Here is a 13779-nt window from a genome sequence, read left to right on the forward strand (position 1 = left end):
ACCAGGCTAGCTGCCCGGGTACGCCCGCAGCAGGGTTTGCCGCACCTCGTTGCCGCGGCCGTCGGCCGACGTGGTCCGCAGTGACACCGCGGCGCCGGCCGGGGGTTTGAGGTAGGCCACCCCGCGGTCGCCGACCCGGGTGTAGAACGGCTGCCGCCACGTCGCGCCGTCGTCGTACGAGACGTCCAGCCGGAACGTCGCCGGGAGCGGCGTGGTGAAGGCGAGCGCGCCGCCCGCCCGCTTCTCGAAGCGCACCGGCCCGGCCCGCAGCGGCGCCTCGGTGGACCGGAACGACCACTCGCTCCCCCCAGCCGTCCAGCGCGCGGTCGCGACGGCGGGGCCGGGTGTGGCCGTGAAGATCTGCGCGGAACTCGCCGTCTGCACGCCCAGCGCGAGGTCGGCGAGCGTGACCGCGGCCTCGGTCGGGGTGGCGTCGGGCCGCGGCGGTGGCATCGCGGCGGTCCGGCCCGCGCGGGCGTCCAGCGTCACGTGGCCGGTCGAGGCGGCGGTGACCGTCACGCCGCTGCGGCGCAGCAGCGTCACCGTGCCGTCCGCCTCGGCGATGGCCGCGTCGATCCGCCAGCGGCCGGGCGGCATCGCGACGATCCCGCCCCGGGACAGGTCGACGAACCGGGCGCCGTCCGACGCCCCGGCCAGCACCCGACGCGTCGCGACGCCGCCGCGGTCCCGGAAGTCGACCGCGAGGGCGGCCGTGGCGGCAGGGGGCGGGACGGGGAACGCGGGGGACGGGACCGTGGCCGTGGCGATCGCCTTGGCCACGTCGAGCCGGCCCACCCCGCCGCGCAGGGGCGTGGCCGAGCCGATCAGCGCCGCCTTGATCTGCCCCGGCGCCCACTCCGGGTGTTGTTGCGCGAGGATCGCGGCGGCGCCGGCCACGTGCGGCGCGGCCGCCGAGGTGCCGCTGAGAGTGGAGTACGCCGACCCGGGCAGCGCCGAGTCGCCGGACCGGGCGGCGGTGATGTCGACACCCGGCGCCACCAGGTCGGTCCGGCCCTCGGCCGCGCGCACGAGTTCATCGTCCTCGGTGGACGCGCCGACCGACACCGCGGACGGCGCCGACGCCGGCGACAGGACCCGTCCCTCGTTGCCGGCCGCGGCGACGAACAGCGTGCCGTACGCCGAGGTGAGCTTCTCGACCGCCTCCTCGAGCAGGTCGGCGCCCGGCGTGTCGGGCTCGCCGAGGCTGAGGTTGACCACCTTGGCGCCGCGGTCGCGCACCGCCCAGGACATGCCGTCGAGGATCGCCGACTCGGGACAGCCGCCCGCCGAGCACACCGTCGCGCTGTAGAGACGCGCGTCCGGCGCCATGCCCCGGTACCGGCCTGCCGACGCCGCGCCGGACCCGGCGAGGATCGACGCGACGTGGGTGCCGTGGCCGGACCGGTCGACCGTGCCGTCGCCCCTCGTGCCGGTGAAGTCGGCCGTCTCGGCCACCACGCCGGCCAGGTCGGGGTGGTCCACGTCGACGCCGGTGTCGAGCACGGCCACCCGGACGCCACCGCCGGTCAGTCCCTCGGCCCAGGCGGCGGGCGCGCCGACCAGCGGGATGCTCACGTCGCTCTGTGGCTCGGCCAGCGCGTCCAGCCACACCTTGCGATAGCTGACCGTGCCACGGACCAGGGCCGACCACAGCGCGGCCTTCTGCGCGTGCGGTACGCGTACCGCGGAACCGTCGAGCGCGGCCAGCTCGCGGGCCGGCGCCCCGGCGAAATCCGGGCCCATCGCGGCGCGGCCGGAATAGGTCACGATCAGCGGCAGGTCGGCCCGGCGGTCGTCGTAGCCGGCCGCCAGCAGCCCGGTGACGTCGAACAGCCGCGGGTCGAGCCGGTCGTCGTTCAGCAACGGCAGCGCGTCGACCGGCAGCACCGAGAGGCGCCCGTCGACATAGCGGGACAGCAGCGCGACGCCGGACCGGGCGCCGCCCGCGACCCGGCCGGCCGTACGCCCGTCGGACGCCACCCGCACCTGGTCACCGCTGATCAGCGTGACCACGCGGGCCTCGGCCGCGGCCGGTTCGGGAGCGGGGGACGGCGCGGCCAGCAGGCCCGCCACGAGGACGCTCAGCACCGCGAAACCGGCCTGCACGTTCACCTCGCTCCGGTTGCCGCGACGTCCACGGTCGATTGACGACGGTGAGTCTACGCGGTGTAACTATGGGCTTCGGAAGCCTTGACGCTAGCCCAGATGCGCCCGCCCGGCGCCAGCCCGAGTTCGACCGCCGCGGCCGGGGTCACGTCGGCCGCCACGGGCACCGGTCCGGTCAGCTCGATCCGCAGGCTGTCACCGTGTCGCGCGATCGCCGCGACCTCGGCCGGCCAGGTGTTCCGCGGGCTGCCCGCGGGCCGTTCCCGGTACAGCGCCACCGCGGACGGCGGGAACGCCACGAACACGTCGCCCTCCTGCGGGTCCCGCGTCGTCAGATCAAAATCGTCGGCTACGCGTACGGAGTGTCCGTGCGCCACGCCCCGGTACAGGTTGAGCCCGACCAGCCGGGCCACGTAATCGGTCCGCGGCCGGCTGGTGATCGCCGCCGCGTCCCCGACCTGCACCACCGCGCCGTCCTCGACGATCACCAGCCGGTCGGCCAGCATCATGGCGTCCAGCGGGTCGTGGGTCACCAGCACCGTGGCGCCGGGATGGGCCGCCAGCCGGGTCCGCAGGTGGGCGCGGGTGTCCACCCGGGTGCGCGCGTCCAGGGCGGCGAGCGGCTCGTCGAGCAGCAGCAGGCGTGGCTCGGTGGCCAGGGCGCGGGCCAGCGCCACCCGCTGCGCCTGGCCGCCGGAGAGCTGGCGCGGCTTCTTCCGGGCATGCTCGGCCAGCCCGACCCGGGTCAGCCAGTCCAGCGCGGCCGTCCGCGCCTCGGCCTTGGCCACGCCCCGGCAGCGCGGGCCGAACGCCACGTTCTCGAGCGCGCTCAGGTGGGGGAAAAGCAGATAGTCCTGGAACACCACGCCGATCCGGCGGTGCTCCGGCGGCGCGTCGTCGAGCCGTTGACCGTCCAGCGTCACGTGACCACCGGTCTTCTCCAGCCCGGCCAGCGCCCGCAGCGCGGTGGTTTTGCCGGCGCCGTTCGGCCCCAGCAGCGCCACCACCTCACCCGGCTCGGCCGTGAGGGTCAGGTCGAGCGTGAAGCCCGGCCGGCGCACGACCAGATGCGCATCCAGGCTCACGTGGTCAGCCACCGATCGCGCAGCGCCGCCAGGATGACCACCGAGACCACGAGCAGGACCAGGCTGAGCACGATGGCCGCGTCGATGTCCTGTTCCAGGGCGAGATAGACGGCCAGCGGCATGGTCTGGGTGCGGCCCGGGAAGTTCCCGGCGAAGGTGATCGTGGCGCCGAACTCGCCCAGCGCCCGGGCCCAGCAGAGCACCGCGCCGGCCGCCACCCCCGGCGCGATCAGCGGCAGCGTCACGCGGCGGAACGCGGTCCACCGGCCCGCCCCCAACGTCGCCGCCGCCTCCTCGTACCGGGCATCGGCCGCGCGCAGCGCCCCCTCGACCGAGATGATCAGGAACGGCATGGCCACGAACGCTTCGGCCAGCACCACCCCGGCCGTCGTGAACGGCAGGCTCACCCCGAACGTGTCGTCCAGCCACGACCCGAGCAGCCCGCGCCGGCCGAACACCAGCAGCAGCGCGACGCCGCCGACCACCGGCGGCAGCACCAGCGGCACGGTGACCAGCGCCCGCACGAACCGCAGGGCGGGCAGCTCGCTGCGGGCCAGCACCCAGGCCAGCGGCACGCCGAGCACCAGGCACACCGCGGTGGCCAGCGTCGCGGTCAGCAACGACAGCCGCAGCGCGGCCAGCACGCCCGGCTCGGTCAGCCGCTGCGGCAGCGTCGTCCAGGGCGCCCGGACCAGCAGCCCGAGCAGCGGCAGGACGAGGAACGCCAGCCCGAGCAGCGCGGGCAGCGCGAGGGCCAGGGGAGCACGCCGTTTCAGGGCGTCTGGAACCCCGCGCCGGCGAGCACCTGCTGAGCGGGCTCGGACTGGACATAGGCCACGAACACCGCGGCCGCGGCCGGGTTGCTCGCGTTCTTCAGGGCGACGATCGGGTAGTCGTTGATCGCCTGCGCCGACTCCGGGAACTCCACCCCGTCGACGTCGGCGGCCGCCGCCTTCGCGTCGGTGCGGTAGACCAGCGCCGCGTCCACCTCGCCCAGCTTGACCTTGGACAGCGCCGCCTTGACATCCTGCTCCAGCGTCACCGGGGTGACCTTGACGTTCGCCGCGGCCAGCGCCTTCTCCGCGGCGGCGCCACAGGGCACCTGCTCGGCGCACAGCGCCACCTTCAGCTCCGGCTTGGCCAGCGTGGCCAGCGAGGTCAGGCCCTTCGGGTTGCCCTTGGCGGTGGCGATCACCAGCTGATTCCTGACGAAGGTGACCGGTTGGCCCGCGCCGTCGCCGGCCTCGGTCACGGTCTTCATCGTCGCCGGGCTGGCCGAGGCGAAGACGTCGGCCGGGGCGCCCGAGGTGATCTGCTGGGCCAGGGCCGAACTTCCGGCGTACGAAAAAGTGACCTTGACCCCGGGGTTGGCTCTCTCGAAGTCCTGGCCGATCCGGGTGAATGACTCGGTCAGCGAGGCCGCCGCGAGCACGGTCAGCGGGCCGGTGGCGCCGCTGCTGCCCCGCGGACCCGGTGGGGTCGCTCCGGCCTGGTTCGAATCCGGCGAACCGCAGCCGGTGAGCATGAGCAGACCCGCCAGGGCGACGATCCGCTTCTTCATGAGCTGTCCCCTCGTTCCACCACGACCGTGGTCGACTTGATCACCGCGGTCGCCCGCGAGCCGACCTCGAGCCCGAGCTCGTCGACCGCCTCCCGGCTCATCAGCGACACCACGCGATGGGGGCCCGCCTGGATGTCCACCTGGGCCATCACGGTGTCGCGGGCGATCGCCGTGACGATGCCGGGCAGCCGGTTACGCGCCGAGGACCGGCTCGCGCCGGAATCGGGCTGGTCGGCCAGCGACCGCGCGAACGCCGCCAGATCGGCGCCGGCGATCTCACGGTGCCCCTGCCCGTCGCGAGCCGCGCCGAGCCGCCCCGCGTCGATCCACCGGCGCACCGTGTCCGGACTGACACCGAGAAGTTCGGCCGCCTCACCGATGCGATACGTCGTCACAAGGTCACCTTACGGTCGCATCTGCCACCAGGACAGGCCTCCGCCACTCGCATCTGCCGGAATCCTCGTCGAGGAAATTCGGTGCCGCCCGGCGTGGTAATTCGAGACCCGGAAAGGGTAGGAACGAGTCATGCCCGTCAGAGACGACCGTCTGGAGTTGGCGGAGCCCGCCCGGAACCTCGCATCCCACCCCCTGGTCCGGCTGCGAGCCGCCGTGCCACCCCCGTCCGACCAGGCCGATCTGCCCCGATACCTGCGCGCCACCGCGGCCCGCGCCGACGCCGACGAGCTCGAGATGGCGTTGCGCAACTGCGGGGTGGCGATCGACGCCGCCGGCCGCTGGCGGTCCGGCCCCGCCCTGGCCGCGGCCTACTCCCTGCGCGCCTCGGTCGGCCGCCGCATGGGCCGGCTGTCCGGCGCCGAACGCGACGGCGAACTGGCCGCCCGCATGCTGAGCGACGACCCGTGGGACGACCCGGCCGTGCTGCTGCGCGCCCGCCGCGTCTCGACCCGCCTCGACGCCGGCGACGTCCCCGGCGCCGAGAAGCTGCTGATCGGCTTCCGCGGCGAGCTCTCCGACACCCCGAGCATGCTCGCGCTCCGCTACGCCCGTGGCCGCTTCTACGCCTGCGCCGGCCACGTCGGCGAGGCGCTGGCCGACCTCTTCGCCTGCGGTGAACGCCTCGCCGCCCGGCAGGCCGACCGCCCCGCCGTGCTGCCCTGGCGGTCGGCGGCGGCCGCGGCCCTGGTGGCGACCGGCGCCACTGAGGCGGCCGCCCGGCTGGTCGCGGCCGAGGTGGGCCTGGCCCGGCGAACCGGCCCGGCGTCGGCGCTCGGCCGCGCCCTGCGCGTCGAGGGAACGGTGCCGGGCGGCCCGGGGATCGGCGCGCTCGACGAGGCGGTCAAGGTTTTGCAGCGCTCACCCCGCCGCTTCGAGTACGCCCAGGCGCTCGTCGATCTGGGCACCGCTTTGAACACGGCCCGCCGCCGGCCCCAAGCCCGCCGGGTTCTGCGCGAAGGTCTCCAGATCGCGACCGAGTGTGGGTCCCCGGCGCTGGCTGCCCGGGCCCAGGCCGCCTACGTCGCCGCCGGCGGCAAGCAACGGCCGATCCCGGAACAGCGCCGCTGAGGCCCTTGCGCTGAGCCGGCCGCGCGCGCGGGGACGGGTTTCCGAGTGCTCGCGCCATGCGGGTGGTGGGGCTGGGTGTCCATGCGGCCGGGTTGCCCGCTCGCCCTTGTTGCGGCCGGTTGCGGTGGGCGGTGGTGGGGCTGGGTGTCCATGCGGCCGGGTTGCCTGCGCGCCCTTGTTGCCGCCGCTCGCGGTGGCGGCCGGAGCGAGCAGTGGTAGGTCCGTGCGGTGTCTGGGCGTGCGATGCCGTCTTGCGCTACCACCGTTTGCGACAGTGGTAGGTCCGTGCGGTATTTGGGCGTGCGATGCCGCTTTGCGCTACCACCGTTCGTCATAGCGGTAGGGCAGGACGGTATCCGGGGCGGCGACGGCCGCGAGCGGCGGCAGCGAGGGTGAGTGGGCAGCCACGGCGCCTGGCGCACCCGGCCTTACCATCGCCCGGCGAGAGCTGCCCGGCGAGAGCTGCCCGGGAAGGGCGGCCTGGCTAGCGCCGGCGCAGGCCTCGGGCCGGTTGGCGGGGCGTCACGGGGTGGGTGCGTTGGCGGGTAGGGGTGGGACGGCGAAGAGGCGTTCGCCGAAGGCTCGGTAGCGGTGCAGGGCCCAGAACAGCCAGCCGAGGCTGATCACGGCGAGGATCGCGAAGGTGACGGCGCCGGAGAAGGTGTCCCACAGGGTGTGCAGGATGACCGCGCCGAGGAAGGTGAGCGCGAACTCCAGGAAGCGTTTGCCCGACGGGGAAGCCAACAGGGCCCACAGGGCGCCGGCGGTCAGGCCGGTCCACGCGGTGTGCCCGGCCGGCGCGGTCAGGCCCCGGATGAAGAGTGTCTGCTCGACCGAGCCGATGTTGCCCTGGGAGGACAGGAGCGCGGTGAAGGCGTACCCCATCGTCTCGAGCGCGGCGAAACCCATGCCGGCCGCCACCCCGATGATCAGGCCGTCGGAGGGCAGCCGGCGCTGGTGCCGGGCGAGCACGGTGAACAGGAGGACGACCGGGACGATCAGCTTGGCGCTCTCCTCGATCAGGGCGACGAACAGCATCGGCAGGGCGCCCAGGTCGTGGAGCGTGTGGTATTCGAGCGATCCGGCCACCACGATGCCGATCACGCCGCCGAAGAAACCGGACACCACGAGCGCGGACGCGGGCACCTGCCAGTGCCCGGTGCGGGCCTGGGCGAAGGTGAGGAACGCCAGCGGCACCACCGTCGCGCCGAGCAGGATCAGGGCCGGCACGAAGTTGGGGTTCTGCGTGCCGACCAGCGTGCGCAGCACGACGAAGTAGAGAACCAGACCGACCACGAGCACACCGAGCCACGCCCACCGGCGCCAACGATCACGCATGCCCGTAGTCTCTGCCACCCGACCGGAAGAGGACAAGGAAGCGAGCGTCAGGATCGCTTCGCTCGGTCAGGCCGCGGATTACCTCAGTGGGCGACAGCCACGGCGGGCTCCTTCTCGTCGACGGCGATCTGCCACGGCCGGGCCACCAGGACCAGGACCACGTTCGCGGCCAGCATGCCGCCGGCGATGACCACGGCCATGCCGGTCGCGCCGGTGCCGAGGACGCCGACCAGCGGCGCCGCCAGCGCGCCGACGCCGAACTGGACCGCGCCGAGCAGGGCCGCCGCGGTGCCGGCGGTCTCGCCGTGCCGGGACAGCGCCAGCGCGGGCGCGTTGGGCAGGGCCAGGCCGGCCGAGGCGAGCACCACCCAGAGCGGGATCAGCAGGCCGACCAGGCCACCGAAGCCGGTCGAGGCGAACAGCAGCAGGACCACCCCGGCCACCGCGCCGACGACCAGCGCCGAGCTGAGCACGCGGGCGGGGCTCCAGCGCTTGAGCAGGATCGGGTTGGCCTGGGTGGCGGCGATCAGGCCGATCGCCCCGGCGCCGAAGACGAAGCCGAACTGCTGCTCGCTCAGGCCGTACTGGCCCTGGAAGACGAACGAGGAGCCGGAGACGTACGCGAACATCGCCGCCATGGCCAGGCCGGCGACCAGGATCAGCCCGATGTAGGACCGGTCGGCGAACAGCCGCCCGTAGTCGCGGAGCGTGCCCGCCACGCCGCCGCTGCGCCGGTTCTCCACCGCCAGGGTCTCGGGCAGCGCCAGCGCGGCCACCGTGATGATGCCGATGCCGTACACCGCCAGCACGACGAAGACGCCGCGCCACGAGGTCCAGGTCAGGGTGATGCTGCCCAGCGTGGGGGCGAGGATCGGCGCCGCGCCCATGACCAGCATCAGCCGGGAGATCAGCGTCGCCGCGGCGTACCCGGTGAACAGGTCGCGCACGATGGCCATCGCCACCACCATCGAGGCGGCCGCGCCGAGGCCCTGCAGGACCCGCAGCGTGCCGAGCATGGCGAGGTTCGGGGCGATCACGCACAGCACGGAGGCCAGCACGTGCACGGCGACACCGGCGAGCAGCGGGGTACGCCGGCCGAACTTGTCGGACAGCGGCCCGATCACGAGTTGCCCGAGCGCGAGGCCGAGCAGCGTGCCGGTGAGGGTGAGCTGCACCTGGGCCGCGGTGGCGCTCAGGTCGTCGGTGATCGACGGCAGCGAGGGCAGGTACATGTCGATGGTGAGCGGGCCGATCGCGATCAGCGCGCCCAGCACCAGCACGAGCTTGATGCGCTGGCGGGTGGTCATCCGCTCGCCAGGGGTCAGGTCGGGCGCGGGTGGCGCCTGCTCCGGGGCCAGGGTCATCGTCTCGTTCCGTCCGTCGCGGTGCATGTCTGACACGTTGACGAACAAGTCTCCGGGCTATCGGACAATTCCAAGAAATGATTTTTCGTGCTGCCCGTCACACCGTCGGAAAATCGCACATTACGTACAGGTAAAAAGCCCGGCGCGTCAAGCGACATTCCACGGAATGAAGCGACGCGCCGGGCTGTCCATGTCGTGCTCAGAAGGCCGTGAGCTCGATTCCCGCGGTCCGTGGGTCGCCCGAGTGCACCAGGGACTCCTGGTTCTGCACATCGTCGAAGGCGAAGCCGTACGCCTTACCGTCGACCATGTTCTGGTGAATTACCCGGGAGTAGTGATTGGTGAGTGACCCGTGGTAGAAGTCGGCCGCCGTACCCCCGGGCTGATTGTCGATCGTGCCGAGCGTCGACCGGTGCAGGGCCGCGCACAGGGTCCGTGCGATCGGGCCGACCACCTGGTCGTTCGGGGCGCCCAGGGCGCCGTCGCAGCCCCAGACGTTGCTGGTGCTGGGCCGGGTGAACGAGGCCACCGTGCGGCCCGACCCGTCGGTGAAGTTCATGACGTTCCCGGCGGTACGCCCGGAGTACTTCACCTCCGGCCGGTCACCGAACGGCGTCACGGTCAGCGTCCGGCTCGCGTACGCGTTCCAGGCCGAGGCGATGTACGGGTCCAGGTAGGTGGCCGAGAACTGCCCGGCGTCGGCCGCCTTGCCCGGCGCCAGCACCCGCAGCACCGTCCCGTCCGAGCGGGTCACCACGGTCTTCTCGAAGCCCGGCTGCGCCTTGATCGCGTCGATCACCCGCTGCCGGCCGCCCGGCTTGAGCTCGCCGGTCCGGATCGTCTTCCCGTCGCCACCCCGCACGCTGACCACGTGCGGCACCGCGAACATGTCGACCTGTGAGCTGTTCAGGAACAGGCCGCCGTCGTTCAGGGTGAACTCGGACCAGTCGAACAGGATGTCGCGGTTGGGGTCGCCGCCGGCCCACGGCGCGGGCTGCACCAGGCCGTCGGTGCTGAGCCGGAAGTCCAGCTTCTGGCCGAGCGACATGTAGAGCCGGCCGGAGAGACCCTTCGGGATCTTGATGGTGGTCGCGCCGCCGTTGCCCGGTCCGGCGATGGCGACATCAGGCGCGGGTACGGGTACGGGCTGGCCGCCGGTCCAGTTGTGGAAGGCGCCGGCCGAGTCGACGTAGCCGAGCTTGCCGGTGTTCAGGTTGGTGCCGAGCACGTACAGGAACACCTGCTCGCCGCGGCCGGTCTTGTTGGTGACCGTGAGCGGCAGCACGTTCGAGGCCGCGGGCGGCGGCTGGTCCTCGGTCGGAGCGGTCGTGGGCGGCGTGGCCGGGGGCTTGGTGGGCGCGGTCGCGCTCGGCGACGGCGCGGGCGGCGGCGCGGGCGCGGTCGTGGTCGGGACCGGCGCGGTCGCCCCGCCGGCGCACGGCGCGCCGTTCAGGGTGCAGTTCACCGGCTTGGCGCCGGAGCCGACGAAGCCGAAGGTCACCTTCGTGCCGGTCGGCACCGCGCCGTTCCAGGCCCGGTTCGTGAACGTGCGGTGCGCGCCGCTCACGGCCATGTCGGCCTCCCAGAAACTGCCGATCGCCGCGCCCGCGGGGAGGTCGAACTCGACCTTCCAGCCGGACATCGCGGCGCCGGAGTTGTCGATGACGACCTCGGTCTGCCAACCGGAACCCCAGTCGGAGACGGTCTTGACGGTGGCCGTGGCGGAGGCGGCCGAAGCGGGCAGGGCGATCCAGGCGGTGCCCGCGGCCGCGGCGACCGCGGCGACGGTGAGCAGGGTTGTTCTCAAGCGGCGCATGGCCATGGATTGTCCGAGAGAACGCTCTCTCGGCCCTTAAAGGAACATTAAAGAAGGTTGAAAGAGAGCCGAGGCCCGCCCCGAACGGGCGAGCCTCGGCCGGATAACGTCTTCTCAGCCTCGACGCCACTTCTGGTTGGCCCCGCCCACACAGTCCCAGAGGTGGAGCAGCGCGCCGTCGTTGCCGTTCCAGTCGGCGATGTCCACGCACTTGTTGGCCTGCGGGTTGACCAGGTCGCCGGCCGCGCTCAGCACGAACTGCTGGGCCGGGTTGCCGCTGCACCCGACGATCTGGATGGCCGCGCCGTTGGCGGTCGATCCCCAGGCCACGTCCAGGCACTTGTTGTTCTGCACCTGGAGCGTGCCGTTGACCGCCGCCCACTGCTGCGCGCCGGTCTGGTTGCAGGTGTACATCTGCACCCGTACGCCGTCGGAGAAGTTCGAGTTCGGCACGTCGACGCACTTGTTGTTCCAGTTGCTGATGATCGCCTGCCCGCCGCCGCCACCGCCGGTCGTGGTCAGCGACAGCCCGTACACGCCCAGGATCTCGTTGACCGGCTGGAACCACATGGTCGCGCCGGAGGTGCAGTTGCCGGAGCCGCCGGAGGTGACGCCCTGCGCCTGGTTGCCCGAGATCCACGAGCCGCCCGAGTCGCCCGGCTCGGCACAGGCGTTGCTGCGGCTCAGCCCGGAGACGGAGCCCTGCGGGTAGGTGACCGTCTCGTTGCGGCCGAGCAAGGTTCCACACCGCCACCCGGTGGTACGCCCGGAGCGGCAGATCGAGCTGCCGACGGCGGCGTCCTGCGACCCGGCCACGGTCACGTTGCCGCCCGAGTAGTTGTTCACCCACGGCTGCGAGACCCAGTTGCCGTTCGTGCGTACCCAGGCGTAGTCGTTGCCGGGGAACGACGAGCCGGCGAACGTGCCCTGCGCGACGTTGTTGTAGCCGAGCGTCGGGCTGCCCGCGCCGCCGCAGTGCCCGGCCGTGACGAAGCCGCCGGCCACCGAGAAGCCGACCGAGCAGAGCGTGTTGCCGTTGATCACGTACTGGTCGCCGCCGCGGGTGTCGTAGAGCGGCTGAGGCGGCTCGGCCAGGGTCTCGACCTGGACCGCGCCGGCGCCGCTGTCCGCCGCGAACGTCCGCGCCGCCGCCTCCCGGCCCGGCGCCACCCGCACCACCAGGCTGTTCGTGGCGACGTCGGTGTACCAGCCACGGATGCTCTTATCGGCCTTGGCGGCCCGTTTGTCGAGTTTGGCCTGGGCGGCGGCCAGCTCGTCGGCGCTACGGGACACGATCGTCACGTCGGCGCCCTCGGCCCGGGCCTTCCCGGCGGCCGCGGCCGAGGTCACCGCGACGGTGAGCTTCGTGCCGCCGGCCGGGATCCAGGCCCCGGCGAACGCCTTGCCGGTCCGGGCGCGGACGCGCTGCTCGACCACCGGCGCGGCCGCCTCGGTGGCCAGCCGGGCGCGGATCTGGTTGTCGTCGAGCTTCAGGTCGCGGCGCATCGCGGCGAGCATGCCGGGCGCCAGGTCGAACGAGGGGGTCGGGTTCGGGGCCGGCTCGGCGGCCTGACTGGGCGGGGCGATCATGCCGACCGCGACGAGAGCCGCCGCGGCGACCACGACCACCTTGAGGGGGCGGGCCATAGCTCACTCCTGGGGAGAAAGAGGGGATGGGAGAGCGCTCTCATCGGAGTCTGTCTATCTATTAACAATGTGTCAAGAAATCTCCAGGCAACATGGTGCGGGGACCGTACGAGGTGGCTCGCCGCTGAGCCGCCGACGTGCAAGGGTTGACGGCGGGCGCATTCACCACAGGGGGTTGTCGTGGGCATGGTCAAGGTGGTCGGTCTCGTGCTGCATCCGCGGCGTGACTGCGGCGCCGCGATCGACGCCATCGTGTCGTGGGCGAAGACGCGCGACGTCACCGTGCTCGGCCTGAAGGACGAGATCAACCGGATCGACTGCGACGCCGTCGCGGTCAGCTCCGAAGAGATGATCGAGCGCGCTCAGGTGCTGGTCAGCCTGGGTGGCGACGGCACCATGCTGCGCACCATGCGGCTGGTCGAAGGACGCAAGACCCCGGTGCTCGGGGTCAACGTCGGCCGGCTCGGCTTCCTGGCCGAGGTCGACCTGCCCGACCTGCCGTCGGCGCTGTCGGCCTTCGACGAGCACCGGTTCACCATCGAGTCCCGCACGGCCGTGCGCACCACGCTGCCCGGCGGCCAGGCGGTGTCCGCGTTCAACGACATCGCCCTGGTCCGGGTGCCCGGCGACGGGCTGGCCAACGTCGGCATCTCCGTCGAGGGCAAGAACTTCGTCAGCTACGCGGCCGACGCGGTGATCGTGGCCACGCCGACCGGCTCCACCGCGTACTCCTTCTCGGCCGGCGGCCCGATCGTCTCGCCCAACGTCGAGGGCCTGATCGTCTCGGCCTCGGCCGCCCACTCGTCCTTCAACCGCTCGCTCATGCTGGCCCTGGACGAGCGGCTCGACCTCGACGTGCTCCCGCGCAGCGGCCGCCTCGCGGTCGAGGTGGACGGCATCATCGAGGGGTACGTGACCGAGGGCGAGCAGCTCTCGATCGTGCCGGTCCCGGCCGCGGCCCAGGTCATCCGCCTCGGCAGCACCTCGTTCTACGAGCGGGCCCGGCGCAAGCTTCGGGTCGAGGGCAGCGCCCAGATCACCAGCGGCGACGCCGCCGACGCGGTGGTCGTCGACAGCTTCGAGCAGAGCCGGTACGAAGTGCTGCTCGGCGGCGAGGTGGCCGGCGTGCTCCACTACACCCGCCGGGGCGCCGCCGTCGACCTCACCCACACCGAGATCGACCAGGCGTTCGAAGGGCGCGGGCTGGCCGGGCGCCTGGCCACCGCCGCGTTCACCGACGCCCGCAACCGGGCGACCCCGGTCAAGGTCACCTGCCCGTTCGTCACCGGGTGGCTCGAGCGCCACCCCGAATACTCCGACCTTGTCGAAGGGACCTGA

Annotated in this window: 11 protein-coding genes; 2 read left to right on the forward strand and 9 right to left on the reverse strand. The window is 72.9% G+C overall.

The genetic code is table 11. The annotated features are described in order from the left end of the window. Nucleotides 1–6 precede the first annotated feature (6 nt). From AB0O15_RS10115 to AB0O15_RS10135, 5 genes are read right to left on the reverse strand one after another with little or no spacing between them, the layout of a single operon-like run. Nucleotides 7–2106: a S8 family serine peptidase gene (locus tag AB0O15_RS10115; RefSeq protein WP_364316540.1), complete on the reverse strand. Its 2100-nt coding sequence runs from the start codon at nucleotides 2104–2106 to the stop codon at nucleotides 7–9. A gap of 53 nt (nucleotides 2107–2159) precedes the next feature. Then, nucleotides 2160–3203, reverse strand: a complete 1044-nt coding sequence (locus AB0O15_RS10120; RefSeq protein ID WP_364316542.1) for an ABC transporter ATP-binding protein — start codon at nucleotides 3201–3203, stop codon at nucleotides 2160–2162. Continuing rightward, entirely contained in the window at nucleotides 3188–3967 is a 780-nt protein-coding gene (locus AB0O15_RS10125; protein ID WP_364317162.1) for an ABC transporter permease, read from the reverse strand. Before AB0O15_RS10125 ends, AB0O15_RS10120 begins: the two co-directional genes overlap by 16 nt. Continuing rightward, complete coding sequence (gene modA / locus AB0O15_RS10130; protein WP_364316545.1) at nucleotides 3964–4752, reverse strand: molybdate ABC transporter substrate-binding protein; 789 nt, start codon at nucleotides 4750–4752, stop codon at nucleotides 3964–3966. Before modA ends, AB0O15_RS10125 begins: the two co-directional genes overlap by 4 nt. After that, on the reverse strand, nucleotides 4749–5147 hold the full coding sequence (locus AB0O15_RS10135; RefSeq protein ID WP_364316548.1) for a TOBE domain-containing protein: 399 nt from the start codon (nucleotides 5145–5147) through the stop codon (nucleotides 4749–4751). The genes modA and AB0O15_RS10135 overlap by 4 nt, the downstream gene beginning before the upstream one ends. 130 nt (nucleotides 5148–5277) lie before the next feature. Here AB0O15_RS10135 and AB0O15_RS10140 point away from each other — a divergent pair, with 130 nt between their 5' ends. Further along, the gene (locus AB0O15_RS10140; RefSeq protein ID WP_364316550.1) at nucleotides 5278–6276 is read left to right on the forward strand and encodes a hypothetical protein; all 999 of its coding nucleotides are present in this window, start codon (nucleotides 5278–5280) and stop codon (nucleotides 6274–6276) included. Between the two features lie 522 nt (nucleotides 6277–6798). Here AB0O15_RS10140 and AB0O15_RS10145 read toward each other — a convergent pair. The 4 genes from AB0O15_RS10145 to AB0O15_RS10160 all read right to left on the reverse strand — a co-directional run bounded on the left by AB0O15_RS10145 (nucleotide 6799) and on the right by AB0O15_RS10160 (nucleotide 12441). Next, nucleotides 6799–7614 carry a PrsW family intramembrane metalloprotease gene (locus AB0O15_RS10145; protein ID WP_364316553.1) on the reverse strand — a complete coding sequence of 272 codons (816 nt, stop codon included), beginning with the start codon at nucleotides 7612–7614 and terminating at the stop codon, nucleotides 6799–6801. An 83-nt stretch (nucleotides 7615–7697) separates the two neighbouring features. Continuing rightward, nucleotides 7698–9005, reverse strand: coding sequence for a multidrug effflux MFS transporter (locus AB0O15_RS10150; RefSeq protein WP_364316556.1), 1308 nt, complete (start codon nucleotides 9003–9005; stop codon nucleotides 7698–7700). Nucleotides 9006–9177: 172 nt separating this feature from the next. Then, on the reverse strand, nucleotides 9178–10794 hold the full coding sequence (locus AB0O15_RS10155; RefSeq protein ID WP_364316559.1) for a beta-1,3-glucanase family protein: 1617 nt from the start codon (nucleotides 10792–10794) through the stop codon (nucleotides 9178–9180). 114 nt (nucleotides 10795–10908) lie between these two features. Beyond that, complete coding sequence (locus AB0O15_RS10160; RefSeq protein ID WP_364316562.1) at nucleotides 10909–12441, reverse strand: ricin-type beta-trefoil lectin domain protein; 1533 nt, start codon at nucleotides 12439–12441, stop codon at nucleotides 10909–10911. Between the two features lie 186 nt (nucleotides 12442–12627). Here AB0O15_RS10160 and AB0O15_RS10165 point away from each other — a divergent pair, with 186 nt between their 5' ends. Then, complete coding sequence (locus AB0O15_RS10165) at nucleotides 12628–13779, forward strand: NAD(+)/NADH kinase (RefSeq protein ID WP_364317164.1); 1152 nt, start codon at nucleotides 12628–12630, stop codon at nucleotides 13777–13779.

Source organism: Actinoplanes sp. NPDC089786, from assembly GCF_040684855.1.
Lineage (GTDB): Bacteria > Actinomycetota > Actinomycetes > Mycobacteriales > Micromonosporaceae > Actinoplanes.

Coding starts and splice junctions, on each gene's coding strand:
- AB0O15_RS10160 (WP_364316562.1), bottom strand. CDS start 12,441: ATGGCCCGCCCCCTCAAGGTGGTCGTGGTCGCCGCGGCGGCTCTCGTC.
- AB0O15_RS10140 (WP_364316550.1), top strand. CDS start 5,278: ATGCCCGTCAGAGACGACCGTCTGGAGTTGGCGGAGCCCGCCCGGAAC.
- AB0O15_RS10155 (WP_364316559.1), bottom strand. CDS start 10,794: ATGCGCCGCTTGAGAACAACCCTGCTCACCGTCGCCGCGGTCGCCGCG.
- AB0O15_RS10165 (WP_364317164.1), top strand. CDS start 12,628: ATGGTCAAGGTGGTCGGTCTCGTGCTGCATCCGCGGCGTGACTGCGGC.
- AB0O15_RS10145 (WP_364316553.1), bottom strand. CDS start 7,614: ATGCGTGATCGTTGGCGCCGGTGGGCGTGGCTCGGTGTGCTCGTGGTC.
- modA (WP_364316545.1), bottom strand. CDS start 4,752: ATGAAGAAGCGGATCGTCGCCCTGGCGGGTCTGCTCATGCTCACCGGC.
- AB0O15_RS10150 (WP_364316556.1), bottom strand. CDS start 9,005: ATGCACCGCGACGGACGGAACGAGACGATGACCCTGGCCCCGGAGCAG.